The organism is Paenisporosarcina sp. HGH0030 (assembly GCF_000411295.1).
GTDB lineage: Bacteria > Bacillota > Bacilli > Bacillales_A > Planococcaceae > Paenisporosarcina.
The window spans coordinates 684,476-706,292 of record NZ_KE150421.1; the positions used below are offsets into that span (position 1 = coordinate 684,476).

Consider the following 21,817-nt stretch of genomic DNA (forward strand, 5'->3'; position numbering starts at 1 on the left):
ACATCTGTTTGTTTTTTGGAGGAGAACGATTTGGCAAAAAATCAATCAATATCAGCTTATAACGACGATGCAATTCAAGTACTCGAAGGACTGGAAGCAGTTCGAAAACGTCCAGGAATGTATATTGGTTCTACGGACGCTAGAGGCTTACACCATTTAGTGTATGAAATCGTCGACAATGCAGTCGATGAAGCACTTGCTGGATTTGGTGATCATATCGTTGTCAATATACATGAAGATCAAAGTATCAGCATTCGCGACTTTGGACGCGGAATGCCTACTGGAATGCACAAAACAGGAAAACCTACACCCGAAGTTATTTTTACCATTCTGCATGCAGGCGGTAAATTTGGACAAGGAGGCTACAAAACAAGTGGTGGTTTACACGGAGTAGGTGCATCGGTAGTAAATGCGTTATCTACGTTTTTAGAAGTTACAATCCACCGCGATGGCAAAAAATATCGCCAGCGTTTTGAAAATGGTGGACACCCCGTTACAACACTTGAACAAATCGGCACAACGAAAGAATCAGGAACATCCATTCATTTCTTGCCTGATCCAACCATTTTTTCGGTTACAAAATACAATTACGAGACATTATGTGAACGTTTGAGAGAGTCTGCTTTTCTATTAAAAGGGCTTAAAATCGAACTGAATGATTTGCGTAATGGCACAAAAGACGTATTCTTTTTCGAAACCGGCATCGAAGCGTTTGTCGGTTATTTGAATGAAGAAAAAGATGTATTACATCCAGTTGCCTATGTTGAAGGGGTTCAGGATGACATCGAAGTGGAGTTTGCTTTCCAATTTAATGATGGCTACTCTGAAACGATTTTATCGTTTGTTAATAATGTCCGTACGCGTGATGGCGGAACCCATGAGACAGGCGCGAAATCTGCCTTGACGCGCGTATTCAACGAATATGCACGCAAAACAAGTCTACTTAAAGAGAAAGATAAGAACTTGGATGGAGCAGATATTCGGGAAGGAATTTCAGCAATCGTTTCAGTGCGTATTCCTGAAGCCATTCTTCAATTTGAAGGACAGACGAAAGGTAAATTAGGTACGAGTGAAGCTCGTGCAGCAGTGGATGCGGTAGTTTCCGAGAAACTGTTGTATGTTCTTGAAGAAAATGCTGAATTGAGCGCCTCACTTGTCCGTAAAGCGATTCGTGCTCAACAAGCACGAGAAGCTGCTCGTCGTGCCCGAGAAGATGCACGTAACGGCAAAAAATCAAAGAAATCAGCTTCAATCTTATCTGGAAAGCTAACGCCTGCACAATCTCGTAATGCTGCGAAAAACGAATTATATCTGGTAGAGGGTGACTCTGCCGGCGGTTCTGCGAAACAAGGACGAGACCGCAGTTTCCAAGCGATTTTGCCACTTCGAGGAAAAGTTATCAATACCGAAAAAGCAAAACTTGCGGACATCATGAAAAACGAAGAAATCTCGACGATCATCCACGCAATCGGCGGGGGAGTCGGCGCTGATTTCTCAGTTCCGGATATCGCATATGACAAAATCGTCATCATGACAGATGCCGATACGGATGGAGCACATATTCAAGTATTGCTTCTGACGTTCTTCTACCGTTATATGAAACCATTGATTGAAGCAGGAAAAGTATATATTGCTTTGCCACCCCTTTACAAAGTTTACCGCGGAGTCGGCAAAAAAGAAGTTCTTCAGTACGCTTGGACGGAAGCTGAACTTGATGAAGCCATCCGAAAAATCGGTAAAGGATATATGATCCAGCGTTATAAAGGTCTTGGTGAAATGAATGCCGGACAATTATGGGAAACAACGATGAATCCTGATACAAGAACATTGATTCGAGTAGAAATTGATGATGATGCACGTGCGGAAAGACGCATCACTACATTGATGGGTGACAAAGTTGAACCAAGAAGACGATGGATTGAAAACAATGTTAATTTTGGTCTGGATGAAGACAGCAATATTCTAGAAAACGAACTCATCCATGCTGAGGAGGATTCAGAATGACACAAACCGAACGTTATCAAGATCTACCCTTAGAAGAAGTCATCGGCGACCGGTTTGGCCGTTATAGTAAGTACATCATTCAAGATCGAGCATTACCTGATGCCCGAGATGGACTTAAACCTGTACAACGTCGTATTTTATATGCGATGTTCCATGAAGGAAATACAAATGAAAAACCGTTCCGTAAATCAGCAAAAACTGTCGGTAACGTAATCGGTAACTATCACCCACATGGTGACAGTTCCGTTTATGAAGCCATGGTAAGGATGAGTCAGGACTGGAAAGTTCGCCACATGTTGATTGAAATGCACGGGAACAACGGTTCTGTTGATGGTGATCCACCTGCTGCTATGCGTTACACGGAAGCACGTTTGTCGGCCATCGCAGGAGAAATGCTTCGTGATATCAATAAAAACACAGTTGACTTGGTACAAAACTTTGATGATTCCGAGTTGGAACCAACTGTACTGCCAGCTCGTTTCCCTAATTTACTTGTAAACGGTGCAACAGGGATTTCTGCTGGATATGCAACAGACATGCCGCCTCATGCATTGCATGAAGTGCTAGACGCTGTGTTAATGCGCATGAACAATCCTGAAGTTACTGTTAATGAATTAATGACGGTTCTGAAGGGGCCTGATTTTCCTACTGGAGGCATCATTCAAGGTGTCGATGGTATCCGAAAAGCTTACGAGACAGGAAAAGGCAAAATCGTTGTCCGCTCGAAAGCAGAAATCGAAGCTTTAAAAGGCGGTAAGGAACAAATCGTTATTACCGAAATTCCTTTTGAAATTAATAAAGCGATTTTGATCAAGAAAATAGATGAGCAACGTCTCGATAAACGTCTGGACGGTATTGCAGAGGTCCGTGATGAATCCGACCGCACTGGTTTACGTATCGTAATCGAATTGAAAAAAGATATTGATGCAAAAGGTATTTTGCAGTTCCTGTTTAAAAACACCGACTTGCAGATAGCTTACAACTTCAACATGATTGCGATTCATAACCGTCGTCCGACAATGATGACATTGACATTATTGCTTGATGCTTATATTGAGCATCAAAAAGATGTAGTGACTAGACGTTCTGCATATGACTTACAAAAAGCAAAAGACCGCATTCATATCGTGGAAGGTTTGATGAAAGCACTATCCATTTTGGATGAAGTAATTAAAACCATCCGTGCATCTCAGGATAAGCGCGATGCGAAAAATAATTTAATTCGTGCTTTTGCATTCACTGAAGCACAAGCTGAAGCGATTGTTTCTCTACAACTTTATCGTTTAACAAACACCGATATTACGGACTTGAGAAATGAAGAAGCTGAATTGCAAAAAACAATTAGTGAATTGATGGCAATATTAAATAACGAATCAAAATTGACAAAAGTCATCCAAAAAGAATTGCAAGCCATTCGTAAGCAATTCTCTGAGCCACGGAGATCCGTTATTGAAGACCAAATCGAGGAAATCAAATTAACGCTGGATGTCTTGATTCCGAGTGAAGAGGTTATGGTTACCGTGACGAAAGACGGATATGTAAAACGTACAAGTACACGTTCATACAGTGCTTCTAACGGTAAAGACTTCACAATGAAAGACTCAGATTATCTATTATTTGAGTCGATGATGAATACGCAACATCACTTGCTACTGTTCACAAGTTTAGGAAATTACATCTATCAGCCGATTCATGAACTGCCTGATATCCGTTGGAAAGACCTTGGCCAGCATATATCGAGTATCGTTTCACTTGATTCGAACGAAACAATCATCAAAGCAATTCCAATCGAAAACTTTGATGAAAACCGCTATATTCTAGCAGTTTCAAAACTGGGTCAGATTAAACGTTCTACACTGGTAGAATATCAAGTTCAGCGTTATTCACGAGCATTGAATACGATGAATTTGAAAAAAGGCGATCAAGTTATGTATATTGATCTCGTAACGGAAACCGAAGATGTCTTCATCGTTACGCATAACGGCTATGCTGTACGATTCAATATGCAGGAAGTTCCTGTTACCGGTGTGAAAACTGGTGGAGTGAAAGGGATTAACTTGAAAGATGGCGATGTTGTAGCAAATGCAACGATCATTCCAGCCGATGCACGCGGAGATTTATTCCTCGTGACCCATCGAGGCGCCGTAAAAAAAATGGCATTAAAAGAATTCGAACAAGGTACTCGTGCAAAACGAGGAGTTGTTGTGTTACGCGAATTAAAATCAAATGCTCACCGAGTAAGCGGCGTATTCTATGTTGAAGATAATGAACAAGTAATTATAGAGACAGCAAAAGGCGTTCGTGAAGTTGTTGATACGAAACCAATTCGTGTGTCAGATCGCTATTCAAACGGCTCGTTTATTGTCGATACAGACAAAGACGGGGCTGTCGTAAGATTATGGAAAGCACTGAAAACAAACGAAGATAGTAAGAAATAGAAGGGGTACAACAAGGGAGCTATAATGGCTTCCTTTGTTGTATACAGGGGATTGTATGTGGAAGAATCGTAATGTATGGATTATTTTAGTGGGGGAAATGATTGCGGGTCTTGGTCTCTGGACTGGAATCATTGGAAATTTGGAGTTTATGCAGGAACGAATTCCTTCTGATTTCCTGAAGTCAGTCATCATGGCAATTGGTTTACTTGCTGGAATTTTAGCTGGACCACTGGCCGGCAAAATAATCGACCAATCGAAGAAAAAGACGGTTTTGTTGATTTCAGGATTTGGTCGTATGATCAGTGTCAGCTTCATGCTGATTGCAATCGGAACAGGCTCCATCTGGTGGATGGTCGCCTTCATGATCAGCATCCAATTGTCGGCGGCATTTTATTTTCCAGCATTGCAGGCAACCATACCATTAGTGGTTAAAGACGAACAGTTGCTGCAAATGAATGGCTGGCATATGAATGTTGCTACTATGGCTCGTGTTATTGGAACAGCGCTTGCAGGTGTCGTATTGGTCTATTGGTCATTGGAATCGCTATATTATATGTCCATCATCGCTTATGCCGGTCTGTTGATCTTTACTTATATGCTCCGCATCGATGAAGGTCAGGATAAAGAAGCACAAGTGAAAGTTGCTTCACAAAGTAAAGGCGGATTCATGGAAGTGTTTCCGATTTTAAAATCATATCCAGCAGTCATGATGACTTTGGTCATGACGTTAATTCCTTTATTGTTTATTGGATCGTTTAACTTGCTGGTCATCAATATCAGTGAGCTGCAGGATTCATCGTCCATCAAAGGGGCAATTTATGCCGCTGAAGGTATTGCATTTATGCTGGGTACTGTTGTTGTTAAGTATATTGCAAATAAATGGCATACGAGTACGATATTATTTTTCTTTGCATTTGTAATCGGCGTTGCTGAATTAATCTTAATATTTGCAGCCAGTCCAGTTTTGTCAGTAACCGCATTTGCGGTATTTGGCTTTGCAGTGGGTAGTTTTTTCCCAACTGCTATGACAATATTCCAGAAGCAAATGCCAAAAGCGTTTCACGGCAGATTTTTCTCGTTTCGAAACATGCTCGAGCGCGTAATTTTCCAGGTCGTTTTATTGGCAACAGGAGCATTGTTGGATCTAATCGGTTTACAATGGATGGTCGTTATATTTGGGGTACTCAGTTTATCTCTAACCACAGTTTTCCTGATTCAAATGAAGAAACGTAACATCAAATTGGATACAAATGATCAAACCGCTGAAATCATATGATTTCAGCGGTTTTTTCCTGGTTTGTCTTTTTTATCCAGGAGTAAAACGTACAACCCGTCAAAATTGCTTAATTTAGTTGGTTTTTTAAATGTGAAAAGAATTTCAATAAAATCGAATCGTTGTTACCGTAAAAATGCTTCAAATGTCATGTTGTTAATGGTTTTATCATATAAATAAATTTATAGCTGGGAAGGGGGAACTAAAGATTATGGAAGAAACTATAAGTTTACAAGAATTTTTCCAAACACTTCGAAAGAGAATGCTTCTGATTTTTTCTATAACACTTTTAGTAACTACGCTGAGTGGAGTAATTAGTTTTTATTTAATAACACCGATCTACGAGTCTTCAACTCAGCTTTTAATAAATCAAGAAGACACAAACACAAACCAAATGCCTGATTTAGATATTCAAACAAATTTACAGCTAATAAATACCTATAGCATTATCATAAAAAGTCCAGCGATACTTGATCTTGTTATAAAGGAATTGGCACTTGAAAATATGACTACTCAATCATTAAACAAAAAAATAAATGTCAATAGTGAAGGCGATTCTCAAGTTGTAACAATTACTGTCCAGGATGCGGATCAATATATAGCTCGTGACATTGCCAATTCGACTGCTGACATTTTCCAGCGTGAAATAACGGATCTTATGAACATCAATAATGTGGGTATATTAGCAAAAGCCACTGCAAGTGAAAAACAAGAACCTGTAAAGCCCCAACCCATATTAAACATAGCTATTTCAATGGTTATTGGATTTTTACTTAGTATTGGGCTCGCTTTCCTTTTAGAGTACCTTGACAATACATTAACTTCGGAGCAAGACATTGAAAAGCTACTTTCCTTACCAGTGATAGGTTCTATTTCATCCATGGAGATAAAAGAACAGAAAAAAATAGCAAGACTTAATAAAATGCAGTAAAAGAAAGGAGGAGATATGAATGGCTAATCGGATGAATAAGAAAATGGAGACGCAACTAATAACAATTGAAAATTCAAAATCTCCTATTTCAGAACAGTATCGAACATTAAGAACAAACATTCAGTATTCTTCGGTAGATAAAGAATTGAAATCCATTATTATTACTTCACCAAATCCTGGAGAAGGAAAATCAACGACCATTGCAAACTTAGCTATTGTGTTTGCTCAACAAGGAAAAAAAGTGCTGCTTGTAGATGCAGATTTACGGAAACCGACAATTCACTATACCTTTAATATTAACAATACAAAAGGTTTAACAAATTTATTGATGAAAAAAGCCTCACTAGGAGATGTTATACAACAAACTCCAGTACTTAATTTGTTTCTATTACCTAGCGGAACAATTCCCCCATATCCAGCAGAACTACTTCAATCAGAAATGATGTCTCAATTGATGGACCGATTAAAAGCTAGTTTTGATTTAATTTTATTTGATACACCTCCTATACTTGCCGTAGCAGATGCACAAATACTGGCAAATAAATGTGACGGATCTATTTTGGTAGTGAAAAGTGGTTCTACAGAAAAAGAAGGAGCCGTTCGATCAAAAGATATACTAATGAGTTCAAGAAGCAAACTATTAGGAGTTGTGTTAAATAATAAAATGATGAAGGACTCACCTTATCAAACCACCTATTATTACGGTCAAATCAAGTAATTAGGTTAGCAATGGTTTCATACAAAATAATTAAATTCTTTACTAATTATTAATTGTAATATCATTTCGAAAACTAATATTCATGTTAAAGATTACTAAAAAATACATTTACGAGGATGGGAATGTTGATTGATATACACTCACACATAACTTTCGGTCTTGATGATGGCGCACGAACATTAGAAGAGAGTGTCAATATGGCTAAACAAGCTGTTTCTGAAGGGATATCTACTATTATCGCAACACCCCATCACCGACATCCTTCTTACCATAACCCCAAAGAAATAGTTGTAAAGAACGTTCTTAAGCTGAATGAAATATTTTCAGCTGCACAAATTCCTTTAACTGTATTGACTGGGCAAGAAATAAGATTATTTGGAGAACTGGAGAGTGTCTTAGATTTAGATGAAGAACTATTAACATTAAACCATTCCAAGATGATATTAATCGAACTGCCATCGTCTAATATTCCACTATATACGGAGAAGTTGTTTTATAACTTACTAGTAAAAGGAATTAAGCCCGTGATTGCACATCCAGAGCGCAATGCTGAAATTGCAAGGAATCCAGAAAAACTTTATCAATTAATAAAAAATGGTGCATATTCTCAAGTAACCGCAACAAGTGTAGCAGGCGGGTTCGGTAGAAAATTACAACGCTTGAGTATTCAAATGATTGAATATCAATTGACCCATTTTATTGGATCAGATGCACACAATCTGACTAGCCGAGTGTTTAAATGGAAAGATGCATGGAACATAGTAGATAAAAAATTAGGAATTGAGTATACGACAAACTTGAAAAAGCAATCGATTGAACTTGTTAATAATCAAAATATTAGCAAGCTACAGCCCGAGCAGATTCCAAGAAAAAAATTTTTTATTTAAATCCTACTAAAGAAAAGAGTATGTGCTCAATGACGGTAAAGAAATGGAAAACATTACTTTTTGTATTGGATTCTTTTATTGTTGCTTTTTCGATGTTTGCTAGTTATTTAATTCTATATCCCTATTTAAATGTTTTAACAGAAAAAGTGTTAATTCTAAGTGTAATAACTATTTTTTTAGCACATCATTTTTTTGCTTGGCGTTATGGACTTTATCGAAAGGTTTGGTTGTATGCTTCAATTGGTGAACTTACCTCAATAGTTCGTGCAGTGACCTATTCGATTATTTCAGTAATGCTTATGCAAGTAATAGTCAATCAAGATATTTACGTTCGCGTGTTAGTCATCACATGGATGGTTCATATTCTTTTTATTGGTGGTTCACGTTTTTCCTGGCGCTTAGCTGTTGATTTAAAGAAACGAAAATTAAACTTGAAAACAAAACGTACTTTAATAGTAGGAGCAGGAGCAGCAGGTACCATGGTGGTTCGTCAATTATTAAGAAATCAGGATAGGCAATTACAACCAGTTGGTTTTATAGATGATAATCTCTTTAAGCAAAATCTTGAAATTTATGGAGTTGAAGTATTAGGGAAAATCATTAATATTCCAGAGATTGTTGAAAGAAACAAAATCGAGTTAATTATTATTGCTATTCCCTCATTGTCTAAACAGGAAATGATTGTATTAACGAAAATTTGTGTTGGGACAGGCGTGAAAACTCAAACTATTCCTAGGATAGAAGATATTATGACTGGTAAGTTATCCGTAAATGAAATTCAAGATGTTCGTTTTGAGGACTTACTTGGGCGTGAGGAAGTAAGACTTGATATGCTCGCAATTGCAAATCAACTTACGAATAAAAAAATTCTTATAACTGGAGCAGGTGGCTCCATAGGTTCAGAAATATGCAGACAAGTGGCGAGATTCGAACCTAAAGAAATTATTCTATTAGGACATGGAGAAAATTCCATTTATAAAATTGATTTGGAAATGCGGAACCTAGCTTCATCTAATACTAAAGTTATACCAATAATTGCTGATATCCAAGATCGCAGTCGGATTTTTGAAATTATGGAGATTTATAAACCAGATGTAGTTTATCATGCAGCTGCCCACAAACATGTACCACTCATGGAATTTAATCCAAGAGAAGCAGTCAAAAATAATATTTACGGAACTCTGAATGTAGCAGAGGCAGCAAAAGAAATTGGTGTTTCCTGCTTTGTAATGATTTCGACTGATAAAGCAGTGAACCCACCAAATATAATGGGTGCGACGAAACGATTTGCAGAAATGATTATCCAAAACTTGGCGGTTAATAGTAAAACGCACTTTGCCGCTGTAAGGTTTGGAAATGTCTTAGGTTCTAGTGGAAGTGTTGTTCCTCTATTTAAAGCACAAATTGCGAAAGGCGGACCAGTCACTGTTACTGATCCTGAGATGACTAGGTATTTCATGACGATTCCTGAAGCATCGAGTCTTGTCATTCAAGCAGGAACACTTGCAACAAATGGAGAGATATTTGTCCTTGATATGGGAGAACCCGTAAAAATTGTGAACTTAGCAAAGAGTTTAATCCGCTTATCCGGGTATCAAGAAGATGAAATTGGTATAGAATTCACAGGAATTCGACCGGGTGAAAAATTATTTGAAGAATTATTAAACGAAGACGAAATTCAAAACGAACATGTTTTTCCGAAAATTTATATTGGTAAGTCCACACCAATTAACAATATAGATATGAAGAATTTATTGGATAAGATGCTTGATTTAAATAATGAGAATCTTAAAGATGTGTTACTTAAAATTGCTAATAAACAAAGCTTCCGAAGTGTAATTCAATAAAATCAATTGGTTTGAGGTGTAGAGATGAAAGGAATTATTTTAGCGGGTGGAAATGGCACAAGACTTTACCCATTTACAATATGGGGATTGCAGCCATTATTGGATTAATGCTAGGAGTCTGAATTACCTTCCTGGGCAAAAAAGCGTTCAACTGTTTATCAGGGACATGAACGACTTTCCAAAGCCAAAATCCGCAGCCAAATCCAAATCAACCAGCCATTCATCTATATAGTGAACATCGTGTTCGCGCCTAGTAACTTCACCCGGGTCACTCGCACTCAATACACCAAACTAGAATACTAGCAACCGCAGCACCCAGCGCGAATACAAAAAAATGCAATACCCATAACGAGTAGAAAGAAGGAATATCTTGTCAGGTATCCGGAACGAGAAGTCGAAGAGTGATGGGAATTCTCAACCAAATCCAAAGTCAGAGAAAATCTATCTTTCATCGCCACATATGAGTGAGGAAGGGTTTGAGCTGGCATTTGTTCAAGAGGCTTTTGATACGAATTGGATTTCACCACTTGGGGCAAATGTCGATCTGTTTGAGAAAGAGCTGGCTGAAAAAGTGGGAAGTACATCTGCAGCGGCCCTTTCATCAGGAACGGCAGCTCTTCATTTGGCTCTAAAAGCAGCTGGCGTCGAGCAAGGAGATATTGTTTTTTGTCAGTCGTTAACTTTTTCGGCGACGGCTAATCCCATCATTTATCAAAATGCCACTCCAGTTTTTATTGATAGTGATGCTGAAACGTGGAATATGAGTCCTACCGCATTAGAAGAAGCGTTCCAGAAATATCCGAAGGTGAAAGCCGTCATAGTCGTACATTTATATGGGTTATCGGCGAATATGGACCCGATCGCCCGGCTTTGCAAAAAACATCAGGTTGCATTGATTGAAGATGCGGCTGAATCGCTTGGAACCTACTACAAAGGTACGCATACTGGGACTTTTGGAGACTATGGTGTTTTTTCTTTTAATGGGAACAAAATTATTACTTCTTCAGGCGGTGGGATGATAGTTTCGGACAATGCGGAGAGGATTGCCAAGGTTCGATTCTGGGCTACACAAAGTCGAGATCCAGCAATTCACTATCAGCATAGTGAATTAGGATTTAATTACCGGATGAGTAATGTCGTTGCCGGAATTGGTCGAGGTCAGCTGAGAGTGCTAGAACAACGAGTGGCAAAGAAAAAATACATTTTTGAATTTTATCAAAAAGAGTTAAGCGGCCTGGATGGTGTGGAGTTTATGCCCATTCACGATTGGAATGAACCGAACTATTGGTTAACTGCCTTGACCCTAAGCGGAAAAGTTCGTCCACTAGACATTATGAAAGCTCTTGAAAAAGAAAACATTGAATCAAGGCCAACTTGGAAGCCGATGCACTTGCAACCATACTTCGCGAAATACGATTTTATAGGAGCCAATGTATCAGAAAAGTTATTTGAAAATGGTGTCTGTTTGCCATCTGATACAAAAATGACCGATGAGGACTTGGGAAGAGTCGTGGACACAATCAAAAAACTGTGGGGAGCCTCAAAAAATTGAAAAAGAACATTTGGATCTTCAATCATTATGCCACCGATACGTTTAAAGACCTAGGGGGACGGCATTTTTGGTTTGCTGAAAACTTAATCCGCCAAGGACATCAAGCTACCATTTTTTGTGCAAGCACGATCCATAATACAGACGAGAATATTGATACAGGGGGTCAAAAATACAAAACGGATGAAGTAAACGGCATTCCGTACGTATTTGTGAAGACTCCTAGTTATGTTGGAAATGGCAAACAACGAATTAAAAACATGATCGTATTCTATCGAAATCTGTTCCCCGTCGCAAAAGAGGTTGCAAAAATTCACGGGAAGCCTGATGTGATCCTCGCTTCAAGTGTTCATCCGCTAACTTTAATAGCGGGCATTAAACTCGCGAAAAAGTTTGGCATTCCTTGTGTTTGTGAAGTACGGGATCTATGGCCTGAGTCCTTAATCGAATATGACTCGATAAAAAGAAATAGCTTAGTCACCAATCTGCTATATCGTGGGGAAAGATGGATTTATAAAAAGTGTGACAAATTGATTTTTACGATGGAGGGTGGGAAAGATTACATAATTGAACGAGGGTGGAACAAAGAACTCGGCGGACCGATTGATTTAACGAAAGTGCATCACATTAATAATGGTGTTGATTTAGAGCGTTTCACTGAAAATATAAAGCGTTATATAGTAGTGGATCCTGATTTAAACAACCCCAAACTGTTTAAGGTTGTGTACACAGGATCGATTCGGAAGGCAAACAATGTAGATCTGGTTGTAGAAATTGCAGACATCATCCAGAAAAAAGGTGTTAATCATATAAAGTTTTTAATTTATGGGCGAGGAACAGAGAAAGAGAATTTAGAAAAATATTGTGTCGAACATGGAATTAAAAACATTCAATTTAAAGGGTTTGTCGATAAAAATCATATCCCGTATATTCTCAGTAAGTCCGATTTAAATATTGTGCAGCTTTTTTCACAAAACGGGCTCAAACGGTTTGGTACGAGTGTGAATAAAATGTTTGAATACTTTGCAAGTGGGAAACCAACGCTTTCAGGATGTGAATATGGGTACGATCTCATTCGAAAATATCAATGTGGCATTGTGATTGATAATGCTAGTACGAATCAGCTTGCGGAAGCCATTATTAACCTGTCTAATATGCCTCAGGATGAAGTTGCAATTTATAGTCAAAATGCATTAAAAGCCGCACAAGACTATGATTTTAAAGTGTTAACTAGAAAGCTTGAACAGTTACTATAATTTTATAGATTGGTGGTCAGGATGGGCTCTTTAAAGGAAAAATGGATAAGAATTCTGGAAGGATTACTTAATCAATGATTTTACATCACCAAAATTTTTAGCTGGAGAATTTTCCTTAAATACTGATCTGAGGATGTGATCTGTCTATTATTAATATTACATTTAAAAAAAAATATCTATATACACTATTCGTAATAATCGTTTTTAAAATGCTATTGGAATACGGTTACTTTTTATTTGTAAATCCAGTATTTGAATATGAAGGGTTTACTATTAAGATATCAATCTTTAAATTATTCGAATCTTACCTAGTAGTTTTCATCTTAAGTATTTTTATAATTAAATTAGAAAATCTAAGTTATCCAAGCAAAATTGTAGTATATGTACTGTTTATCAATTTACTTTTACCTATTTCATCACTTTATTGGTTACAGGATCATTCACGAGAATTTTTTCTAACCATTTCACTGTCATTTTTATTACTTTTTTATATTCTAGTAAAAACCCCAATGCTAAAACTTCCTACTTTAAAAGAGGGGAAAAATTTATCATTTTTAATATTATTTTTCTTAACCATCATTGTTTATGTTTTTTTAATCGTTACTGGTGGTCTACAAAGAATAAATTTTGACCTATCAAATGTTTATTCAACTAGAGAAGAATTTAACGCTAGTAGTGATAATTGGTTAATGGATTATTTATTGCCTTGGCAAGCGCATATAACAAATATGTTCTTGTTGATTTATGGATTGATCAGGAAAAATAGAATATTAGTTGTTATCTCCTTAATTTTACAAATTTCAATTTTTGCAATGACAGGACATAAGAGTTATCTTTTTGCGCCTATTCTTATTTTTGGAATTTATTATTTCTTTAAAAAGGGTTATCAGAATAATATATTATTTTTTATCACATCTGCCTTAATATTTTTACAAAGTACTTTATATATTTTGTACAGTATTTCTAATAACCCAAATATGTTATCGCTATTTTTAAGAAGGCTATTTTATGTTCCTGCACAGTTACATTTTTTATATTTTGATTTTTATGAGAACATGACGAAATATAAGTTGTCCGCATCTTTCCTTTCTTTTATCATTGATAATCCATATGGAACTAATCCAGTTTATTTAGTAGCACAAAAAGTATTTGGTAGAGACTTTAGCCCTAACGTAGGTATATTCGGGGATGCTTATTTGAATTTCGGAATAATTGGAATTCTCCTTTTTATGTTGATCTTAGGGGGAGTATTAAAAATATTAGATAGTGTGTCAAAAAATACTCCATTAGTTTTATCAACTGGAATTATCATCATTCCTGGAACTGCACTAGTTGATGCAGCCCTATTTACTAGTCTTTTAACTCATGGAATATTATTTGCAATTTTTGTTATATGGCTAACTAATTCCGTGGTTAACAGACACGAAAAGACTTGATGGCAAGCTCAAAAAAAAATGAGGGTGGAAAAATGGAGACTATAAAGGAAAAATTGCTTAATAAAACAGCAACACTGGGGGTCATAGGGCTAGGTTATGTTGGTCTTCCTCTTGCTGTGGAGAAGGCAAAAGCAGGGTACCGGACAATCGGATTCGATATACAAGATTCTAAAGTAGTTATGGTGAATTCCGGTATCAATTACATTGGAGATGTCGTGAACGAAGACCTTGAACAAATCGTACAATCCGGCTACCTTACCGCCACCTCAGATTTTGCACAGGTTGCACAGGCAGATTGTGTATGTATTTGTGTGCCGACACCGTTAGACCTCTATAAGCAACCGGATATTAGTTATGTGAAAGCTTCGGCAGAAAGTATTGTTCCTTATATGCATAAAGGAATGTTAATCGTTTTAGAATCTACAACCTATCCCGGTACAACAGAAGAACTCCTGAAGCCGATTTTTGAATCATCGGGTCTGAAATGTGGGGTCGATTTCTATCTTGCGTTTTCGCCTGAACGAGTCGATCCGGGGAATTTACGCTATAAAACGAAAAATACCCCCAAAGTGGTAGGGGGAATGACTGCAAAATGTACGGAAATCGCAGCGAGTTTATATGAGAGCATTTTAGAAGCACCGATTTATCGGGTTTCATCACCTGCGATTGCAGAAATGGAAAAAATCTTAGAGAACACCTACAGAAATATCAATATTGGCCTCGTCAATGAATTAGCCATTCTTTGTAACAGAATGGGTATTAATTTCTGGGAAGTGGTCGATGCTGCTGCAACGAAACCCTATGGATTTCAGGCCTTTTACCCAGGGCCAGGTTTAGGGGGCCATTGTATTCCACTAGATCCCTATTATTTATCTTGGAAAGCGCGTGAATATGGGTTTCACACGTCCATGATTGAGGCTTCCATGATGATCAATGACCGAATGCCGGAATACTGTGTGGAACGAGCAAGTAATATTTTAAACAAATCGAAAAAGGCGTTAAGTGCATCGCGCATTTTAGTCCTTGGTGTCGCGTATAAACAGGATATTGAAGATTATCGAGAAAGCCCAGCGATTCGAGTTATCGAAGTATTAGAAAAAAACGATACTGATGTGATCTATTATGATCCTTATATTTCAGAATATCGTGATGAACACGGTGTGATCAAAAAAGGTGAATCAAAATTAACTGCGGAGCTTATTGAAAGTGCTGATTTAGTAATGATCACAACTGCCCATACAAAGGTAGATTATGATTTCGTTCAGCAACATGCGAAGGCAATCTTTGATACGAAAAATGCCATGCAGAATGTTTTGAATCGAGAAAAAATCGAATTGTTGTAAGGGGAGACGAAATGGAATTTACAACAAAAGCCTACATCGAGCTGCTGGAATTATTAAGACACAACGGGTATTACTTTTGCATGTATCGCGAAAGTGAAACTGTCAAAAAATCGGTCATCATCAGGCACGATGTTGATTTCTCACTTGAAAAAGCACTAGAAATGGCCAGACTAGAACATGATCTAGCCGTGAAATCAACCTATTTCATTCTATTATCCACTAATTTTTATAATATCTTTTCAAAAGAATCCTTCGAAAAGCTAAAACAAATCCGGTCGTTAGGTCACGAAATTGGCATTCATTTTGATGAAAAACGATATGATATTCAAACTATTGAAGATATGCAGAAAGCTGTACAAATGGAAGCCAAAATTCTCGGTAACTTACTAAATACTGAAGTGAAAGTAGTTTCCATGCATCGACCTTCCAAACTCGTATTAGAAAATGATATTCAATTCCATCAAATCATCAACTCCTATTCCTCCAAGTACTTCAAAAGCATGAAATACGTATCAGATTCAAGAATGAATTGGCGAGAAGACCCGATTGAAACGGTTGAATCTGGAAAATATGAAAAGCTGCACATTCTGACCCATCCTTTCTGGTATTCTACTGAAATTGAAACAATGGAAGTTAAGCTAAAGGACTTCCTCAAACAATCGATAAGTGAACGATATGATTTTATGTATAACAATTTCACCGCATTAGATCAAGTGATTGATTGGAAGGAGATAACAGGGTGATTCGTATAAAAGATATCACAGACTTTTTAGACACTACAGAAATGCCCTACACATTTATCGGTGATTCAGAACTCACGATTCATACCTATGTTTCCATTGAAAATATTGCTGCCAATTTAATTTCATGGATTAAAGACGAGAAAAAAATGCAAGCCATTATGGGAAAAGTCATTACAAATTCGCTCATTGTCTCACTACAATTTGATACAAGTTCTTTTGAGAAGGCAAACTTTATTTTTTGTGACAATCCAAAAGCCATGTACTTTACGATACTCAATCAATTTTTTCATGAAGAGACGAAGGTTGAATTTATTAGTGCAGCATCGGTTGTTGAAACGAGGAGTATCGGTAAACAAGTTTACATTGGTCACCATTGTTATATAGGGCCAGAAGTTGTGATTTCAGACAATGTACGAATCGAAAATAATGTTTCGATCCAAGGGAAAGTCACGATTGGAAAAGATACAATCATTCGTTCAGGTGCTGTGATTGGTACTGATGGGTTCGGCTATTTTGAAAATACTGACGGGATCAATGTTAGAGTTCCCCATTTTGGCGGTGTGATCATTGGCGAAGATGTGGAAATTGGGGCGAATACGTGTATTGACAGAGGAACGTTAGGGGATGTGGAAATCGGGAATCATGTAAAAATTAACAACCTTTGTCACATCGCCCATAATGTCATCATTGAAGATCATGTCATGATTGCCGCGTTGGTCAATATCTCTGGAAGTGTGTGGATTAAGAAAAATGTTTATATCTCTCCTGCAGCGACGATTCGAAATCAAGTAACCATTGGCGCCAATAGTTTAATCGGCTTAGGTTCGGTCGTTGTAAAAGATGTGGAGGATAATGTGGTGATTGTCGGTGTGCCTGGAAAAAAAATAAGAAATCATGTGGGTGAGAAATGACGAACTTACGATTTGCCATCATCGGTTGCGGGAGGATTTCACCGAATCATCTGGCCGCCGCTATTGAAAATAAGTTAGACATTGTCGCCATTTGTGATCTCGATGAAAAGAAAATGGAGCAGACCTTTTCAACATTTGATTTAGGGGTTGCAGTAACTAAATATACGGATTATCGACAGATGCTGGCAATTGAAAAACCTGATTTAGTGGCGATTTGTACAGAAAGCGGGAAACATGGACAAATTGCATTGGATTGTATCGATTCGGGAAGCCATTTGATTATTGAAAAACCCATCGCGCTTTCTTTAGAAGAAGCTGATCAGATTATTGAAAGGGCAGAGGCGAAAAACTTAAAAGTAAGTGCTTGCCACCAAAATCGGTTTAATAAATCGGTTCAAAAATTGAGAGAAGCAGTAGAGGCAGGTCGTTTTGGTAGACTACTTCACGGAACAGCCCATATCCGCTGGAACCGTGGAGAGGACTACTACATCCAGGCACCTTGGCGAGGGACTTGGCAGCAAGACGGTGGGGCACTCATGAATCAATGCATTCATAATATTGATCTTTTGCGGTGGATGATGGGTGACGACATTGTAGAAGTTGTTGGAATGACGGATAATTTAAAGCATCCATTTATCGAGGCTGAAGATCTTGGAATTGCGTTAGTTCGATTTTCGAACGGTAGTTACGGTGTAATTGAGGGAACAACAAACATTTATCCTCAAAATTTTGAGGAAACGCTCTATGTGTTCGGGGATCAAGGGACCGTTAAAATCGGTGGGAAATCAGTAAATATTATTGAAGAATGGCTGTTTGCGGATCAATTGGACGATTCACAGGAAGTAAAAGCCAAGTATCACGAGAATCCGCCAACCGTCTATGGCTTTGGACATACGCCACTCTATGCAGACGTCATTGAGGCGATAAAACAGGACCGTGAACCATATGTGACGGCTGAAGATGGCAGAAGGGCATTAGAACTCGTCCTTGCCATTTATAAGTCAGCTGCTGAAAAGAAAAGTATCCAACTCCCACTGGAGAAGGCGAGTACATTAGATTTTATTAATTTATTTCATCGAGTTAGTGGAAGTGGGCAGGGGCATGACTGAACTCGAAAAGTATCTGCAATTCAGCGAGCAGGAAACGACCATTCCTTTATTTTCAAAAGGCTGGTGGATGGATGCGGTTTGTCCGAATGAATGGGGTGCCATCTTAATTAAAGAAAACGGCGAAATCCGTGCGTCCTTGCCATACTATCTCCAACAAATCGGAACCGAGAAAGAAATTAGAAAAGCGACGTTAACCCAAACGAATGGCATCTGGATGCGATACCCACCAGATCAAAAATACGAAAGAACACTGACGTATGAAAAAAACATGATGAATACCATCATAGATGAAATCGAGAAACTGGGGTTAACAAAATACCAACAATACTTTCATTATTCCTTTACAAACTGGCTTCCTTTTTATTGGCGTGGCTACTCGCAAACAACAAGGTATACGTATGTCATACACCATACTTCCAATTTGGATGAAGTCTATCAAAATTTCAATTCCAATATACGAAAGAATATAAGAAAAGCAGAGAAAAGCTTGCAGATTTATGAAGGTCTTGGAATCGATGAATTCTATCATTTAAATAAACTGACGTTTGAGAGGCAAAACTTAGAAATCCCCTATTCATTTGAAACGGTTTTGAGAATTGATGAAGCATGTGAACAAAGAAATGCTAGGAAAATATATTATTGCGCGGATGAGCAACATCAAATTCATGCCGCAGCTTATTTTGTTTGGGATGACGAGACGGTTTATTATTTAATGTCCGGTTCAAATCCTGACTATCGAAACAATCAATCCCTAACTTTACTGATTTATGAAGGCATTAAATTAGCAAGTAGGTTGAATCGGAAGTTTGATTTTGAAGGAAGTATGAAGCAAAATATCGAGCAGTTTTTCAGACAATTTGGTTCAAGGCAAATGCCTTACCATAATATTCATAAGGTTTTCTAGGGTTACGGACGTAATGGGTTTTCCGGGTGGAATTTATGTGGATTGGAGAGTGGCTATGCAGTTTCGTGATTTACAGGCTCAATATCAAACCTATAAACATCAAATCGATTCAGCGATTCAAGGTGTTTTATTTCATTCCAATTATATCGAAGGAAGAGAAGTAAAGGCACTCGAAGAACGATTAGCTGAATATGTGGGCGTGAAGCATTGCATCACGTGTGCGAATGGAACAGAAGCGATGACCCTTGTGCTGATGGCGTGGGGGATTGGGGAAGGCGATGCCGTTTTCATTCCAGATTTAACATTTTTCTCAACAGGAGAAGTGGTTTCGTTTTGCGGTGCAACACCGGTGTTTGTGGATGTATGTAGAGATACCTTTAACATGGATCCAACGCAACTAGAGAAGGCCATTGTTAAAACGTTAAAAGAAGGGAAAGTCACACCAAAAGTGATTATTCCTGTTGATTTATTTGGGTTACCTGCTGATCATCTTGAAATCGAGCGTATCGCAAAGAAATATCATTTACTTGTATTAGAAGACGCTGCCCAAGGCTTTGGGGGCAATATTCATGGGAAACGAGCATGCAGTTTTGGTGATGCCGCAACAACTTCTTTCTTCCCAGCGAAGCCTTTAGGTTGTTATGGAGATGGTGGGGCAATTTTTACGGATGATGATGAATTAGCAGAGTTGTTAAAGTCTTTGAAGGTTCATGGAAAAGGCGAAAGTAAGTACGACAATATTCGCATTGGGTTGAATTCGCGACTTGATACGATCCAAGCAGCCATTTTACAAGTCAAGCTTGACGCGTTCATCCAGCATGAATTGGATGACGTAAACCGAATTTATCAACTTTATAATGAAAAATTGAGCGCAATGGTTGATACACCTGCCATCCCCGATGGATTTTTATCTAGCTTTGCCCAGTATACTATTAAGCTTAAGAATAGGGAGCAACGGGATCAGTTACAACAACATCTCAATAAGAACGGGATTCCAAGTATGGTGTATTACGTGAATCCAATGCATAAACAGAAAGCATTTGTACATTTACAATTTAATGAAGAAGATTTTCAAGTTACTAACGAGCATTGTGATTGTGTTCTGTCGTTACCAATGCATCCATATTTGAAGGAAACGGATGTAGAACTTGTGGCAAAAGTGGTTTCAGACTATATCAAGAAGAGCAACTTATAGACGAGACAAATAGTGGAATATGTAATGAACGGATATTGGAGGGACCATCATCAAAAAAGTATGTCATATAACGAGTGCTCATGAACGTTATGATATTCGCATATTTGAAAAGGAATGTAAATCATTAGCAAGTCATGGCTATGATGTCTCCTTAATTGTAAATGATCAATTACCTAATGAAACAGTGGATCAAGTAAAGATCATCTCGACCAATTTTAAGCCAAAGAGCCGACTTGATCGGATGTTGAACTCCAAGAAAAAGATATTTATAAAAGCTGTGGAAGTAGATGCCGATATCTATCATTATCATGATCCTGAATTAATGCCAATCGGGAATAAGTTAAAAAAACGAGGAAAGAAAGTCATCTTTGATTCCCACGAAAATTATCCGATGCAAATTAAAGAAAAAGAATATATTCCAAAGTTTTTACGGAAGGTCATCGCAAAAATATATTTCATGTATGAAACCTATTCGATTAAACGAATTGATGCGGTTGTCTTTCCATGTACGTATAGTTTGAAAAATCCTTTTGAAAACCGGGCGAAAAAAACGGCATTTATCGATAACTTTCCCATGTTACACGAATTGTACGATCGTTTTAATGAAAAGGAAGAAAAACTAAAAAATACGATTTGTCATATTGGCACGCTAACCCATGATCGAGGTATTACGTATAACATTCAAGCTGCCTATAAAGCGAAGGTTAACTTGATATTGGGGGGCGTCTTATCCCCTGATCGTTATCTTCAAGACGTTCGTGGAATGAAAGAGTTTGCGTGTGTGGATTATAGAGGTCATGTAAATCGAGAAGAAGTAACGGATATTTTGCGAAAAAGTAGGATTGGTCTATGTACAGTTTTAAATGTTGGCCAATATAACAAAGGCGATCATTTTGCAACAAAAGTCTATGAATATATGGCGATGGGATTGCCCGTCATTATAACCGATTTTCCATATGCCAGGGAAGAATTGAAAAGATACAAATTTGGAATCCCAGTTGACCCCGAAAATGTTGATGAAATCGCAGAGGCTATTTTGTATTTATTGAAAAACCCTGACATTGCAAAAGAAATGGGGAAAAATGGCCGCTTAGCGGTGAAAGAAAAATACAATTGGAGTATCGAAGAACAAAAATTATTCCGTTTATATAAGAATCTATAATACGTAAACCATCTGCCATCGAACACGTTAGTCTTGTGTGTACACACAAAAAAATGGTTAAGTATGGTATGACTTCGTGGCTACAATCTAGAAAGCCGTTTTGGCACATCA

General features: G+C 37.8%; 18 protein-coding genes. All 18 read left to right on the forward strand.

Annotated features, from left to right (window positions below):
* Positions 1-30 precede the first annotated feature (30 nt).
* Complete coding sequence (gene parE / locus HMPREF1210_RS03410; RefSeq protein ID WP_016427209.1) at positions 31-2,004, forward strand: DNA topoisomerase IV subunit B; 1,974 nt, start codon at positions 31-33, stop codon at positions 2,002-2,004.
* Positions 2,001-4,442, forward strand: coding sequence for a DNA topoisomerase IV subunit A (gene parC / locus HMPREF1210_RS03415; protein ID WP_016427210.1), 2,442 nt, complete (start codon positions 2,001-2,003; stop codon positions 4,440-4,442). The genes parE and parC overlap by 4 nt, the downstream gene beginning before the upstream one ends.
* Positions 4,443-4,497: 55 nt before the next feature.
* Positions 4,498-5,718, forward strand: coding sequence for an MFS transporter (locus HMPREF1210_RS03420; protein ID WP_016427211.1), 1,221 nt, complete (start codon positions 4,498-4,500; stop codon positions 5,716-5,718).
* A 208-nt stretch (positions 5,719-5,926) separates the two neighbouring features.
* Positions 5,927-6,646 carry a YveK family protein gene (locus tag HMPREF1210_RS03425; protein ID WP_016427212.1) on the forward strand — a complete coding sequence of 240 codons (720 nt, stop codon included), beginning with the start codon at positions 5,927-5,929 and terminating at the stop codon, positions 6,644-6,646.
* Between the two features lie 19 nt (positions 6,647-6,665).
* Positions 6,666-7,364 (forward strand): CpsD/CapB family tyrosine-protein kinase, encoded by a 699-nt coding sequence (locus tag HMPREF1210_RS03430; protein WP_016427213.1) that lies wholly within the window; start codon positions 6,666-6,668, stop codon positions 7,362-7,364.
* Positions 7,365-7,486: 122 nt separating this feature from the next.
* On the forward strand, positions 7,487-8,251 hold the full coding sequence (locus tag HMPREF1210_RS03435; RefSeq protein ID WP_016427214.1) for a tyrosine-protein phosphatase: 765 nt from the start codon (positions 7,487-7,489) through the stop codon (positions 8,249-8,251).
* A gap of 29 nt (positions 8,252-8,280) precedes the next feature.
* Entirely contained in the window at positions 8,281-10,098 is a 1,818-nt protein-coding gene (locus HMPREF1210_RS03440; RefSeq protein WP_016427215.1) for a nucleoside-diphosphate sugar epimerase/dehydratase, read from the forward strand.
* A gap of 24 nt (positions 10,099-10,122) precedes the next feature.
* A complete protein-coding gene (locus tag HMPREF1210_RS18590; RefSeq protein WP_196930510.1) occupies positions 10,123-10,206 on the forward strand; it encodes a sugar phosphate nucleotidyltransferase in 84 nt (27 codons plus the stop codon).
* A 352-nt stretch (positions 10,207-10,558) separates the two neighbouring features.
* Entirely contained in the window at positions 10,559-11,650 is a 1,092-nt protein-coding gene (locus HMPREF1210_RS03445; protein WP_036659683.1) for a DegT/DnrJ/EryC1/StrS aminotransferase family protein, read from the forward strand.
* Entirely contained in the window at positions 11,647-12,903 is a 1,257-nt protein-coding gene (locus HMPREF1210_RS03450; protein WP_016427217.1) for a glycosyltransferase family 4 protein, read from the forward strand. The genes HMPREF1210_RS03445 and HMPREF1210_RS03450 overlap by 4 nt, the downstream gene beginning before the upstream one ends.
* A 209-nt stretch (positions 12,904-13,112) precedes the next feature.
* A complete protein-coding gene (locus HMPREF1210_RS03455) occupies positions 13,113-14,339 on the forward strand; it encodes an O-antigen polymerase (protein WP_016427218.1) in 1,227 nt (408 codons plus the stop codon).
* Positions 14,340-14,371: 32 nt separating this feature from the next.
* Complete coding sequence (locus HMPREF1210_RS03460) at positions 14,372-15,682, forward strand: nucleotide sugar dehydrogenase (RefSeq protein ID WP_016427219.1); 1,311 nt, start codon at positions 14,372-14,374, stop codon at positions 15,680-15,682.
* Between the two features lie 11 nt (positions 15,683-15,693).
* Positions 15,694-16,425: a hypothetical protein gene (locus tag HMPREF1210_RS03465; protein WP_016427220.1), complete on the forward strand. Its 732-nt coding sequence runs from the start codon at positions 15,694-15,696 to the stop codon at positions 16,423-16,425.
* Complete coding sequence (locus HMPREF1210_RS17240) at positions 16,422-17,336, forward strand: UDP-3-O-(3-hydroxymyristoyl)glucosamine N-acyltransferase (RefSeq protein WP_016427221.1); 915 nt, start codon at positions 16,422-16,424, stop codon at positions 17,334-17,336. Before HMPREF1210_RS03465 ends, HMPREF1210_RS17240 begins: the two co-directional genes overlap by 4 nt.
* Entirely contained in the window at positions 17,333-18,445 is a 1,113-nt protein-coding gene (locus HMPREF1210_RS03475) for a Gfo/Idh/MocA family protein (protein ID WP_016427222.1), read from the forward strand. Before HMPREF1210_RS17240 ends, HMPREF1210_RS03475 begins: the two co-directional genes overlap by 4 nt.
* On the forward strand, positions 18,438-19,349 hold the full coding sequence (locus HMPREF1210_RS03480; protein ID WP_036659346.1) for a GNAT family N-acetyltransferase: 912 nt from the start codon (positions 18,438-18,440) through the stop codon (positions 19,347-19,349). The genes HMPREF1210_RS03475 and HMPREF1210_RS03480 overlap by 8 nt, the downstream gene beginning before the upstream one ends.
* 37 nt (positions 19,350-19,386) lie before the next feature.
* Positions 19,387-20,544, forward strand: coding sequence for a DegT/DnrJ/EryC1/StrS aminotransferase family protein (locus HMPREF1210_RS03485; protein WP_231391047.1), 1,158 nt, complete (start codon positions 19,387-19,389; stop codon positions 20,542-20,544).
* 100 nt (positions 20,545-20,644) lie between these two features.
* Positions 20,645-21,706, forward strand: coding sequence for a glycosyltransferase family 4 protein (locus HMPREF1210_RS03490; protein WP_255349289.1), 1,062 nt, complete (start codon positions 20,645-20,647; stop codon positions 21,704-21,706).
* The last annotated feature ends 111 nt before the right edge of the window (positions 21,707-21,817 follow it).

What these genes read in the sequence shown, in the direction of transcription:
- parC (WP_016427210.1), top strand. Translation starts at nt 2,001, where the DNA reads ATGACACAAACCGAACGTTATCAAGATCTACCCTTAGAAGAAGTCATC.
- HMPREF1210_RS03420 (WP_016427211.1), top strand. Translation starts at nt 4,498, where the DNA reads ATGTGGAAGAATCGTAATGTATGGATTATTTTAGTGGGGGAAATGATT.
- HMPREF1210_RS03425 (WP_016427212.1), top strand. Translation starts at nt 5,927, where the DNA reads ATGGAAGAAACTATAAGTTTACAAGAATTTTTCCAAACACTTCGAAAG.
- HMPREF1210_RS03430 (WP_016427213.1), top strand. Translation starts at nt 6,666, where the DNA reads ATGGCTAATCGGATGAATAAGAAAATGGAGACGCAACTAATAACAATT.
- HMPREF1210_RS03435 (WP_016427214.1), top strand. Translation starts at nt 7,487, where the DNA reads ATGTTGATTGATATACACTCACACATAACTTTCGGTCTTGATGATGGC.
- HMPREF1210_RS03440 (WP_016427215.1), top strand. Translation starts at nt 8,281, where the DNA reads ATGACGGTAAAGAAATGGAAAACATTACTTTTTGTATTGGATTCTTTT.
- HMPREF1210_RS18590 (WP_196930510.1), top strand. Translation starts at nt 10,123, where the DNA reads ATGAAAGGAATTATTTTAGCGGGTGGAAATGGCACAAGACTTTACCCA.
- HMPREF1210_RS03445 (WP_036659683.1), top strand. Translation starts at nt 10,559, where the DNA reads ATGAGTGAGGAAGGGTTTGAGCTGGCATTTGTTCAAGAGGCTTTTGAT.
- HMPREF1210_RS03455 (WP_016427218.1), top strand. Translation starts at nt 13,113, where the DNA reads ATGCTATTGGAATACGGTTACTTTTTATTTGTAAATCCAGTATTTGAA.
- HMPREF1210_RS03460 (WP_016427219.1), top strand. Translation starts at nt 14,372, where the DNA reads ATGGAGACTATAAAGGAAAAATTGCTTAATAAAACAGCAACACTGGGG.
- HMPREF1210_RS03465 (WP_016427220.1), top strand. Translation starts at nt 15,694, where the DNA reads ATGGAATTTACAACAAAAGCCTACATCGAGCTGCTGGAATTATTAAGA.
- HMPREF1210_RS03475 (WP_016427222.1), top strand. Translation starts at nt 17,333, where the DNA reads ATGACGAACTTACGATTTGCCATCATCGGTTGCGGGAGGATTTCACCG.
- HMPREF1210_RS03480 (WP_036659346.1), top strand. Translation starts at nt 18,438, where the DNA reads ATGACTGAACTCGAAAAGTATCTGCAATTCAGCGAGCAGGAAACGACC.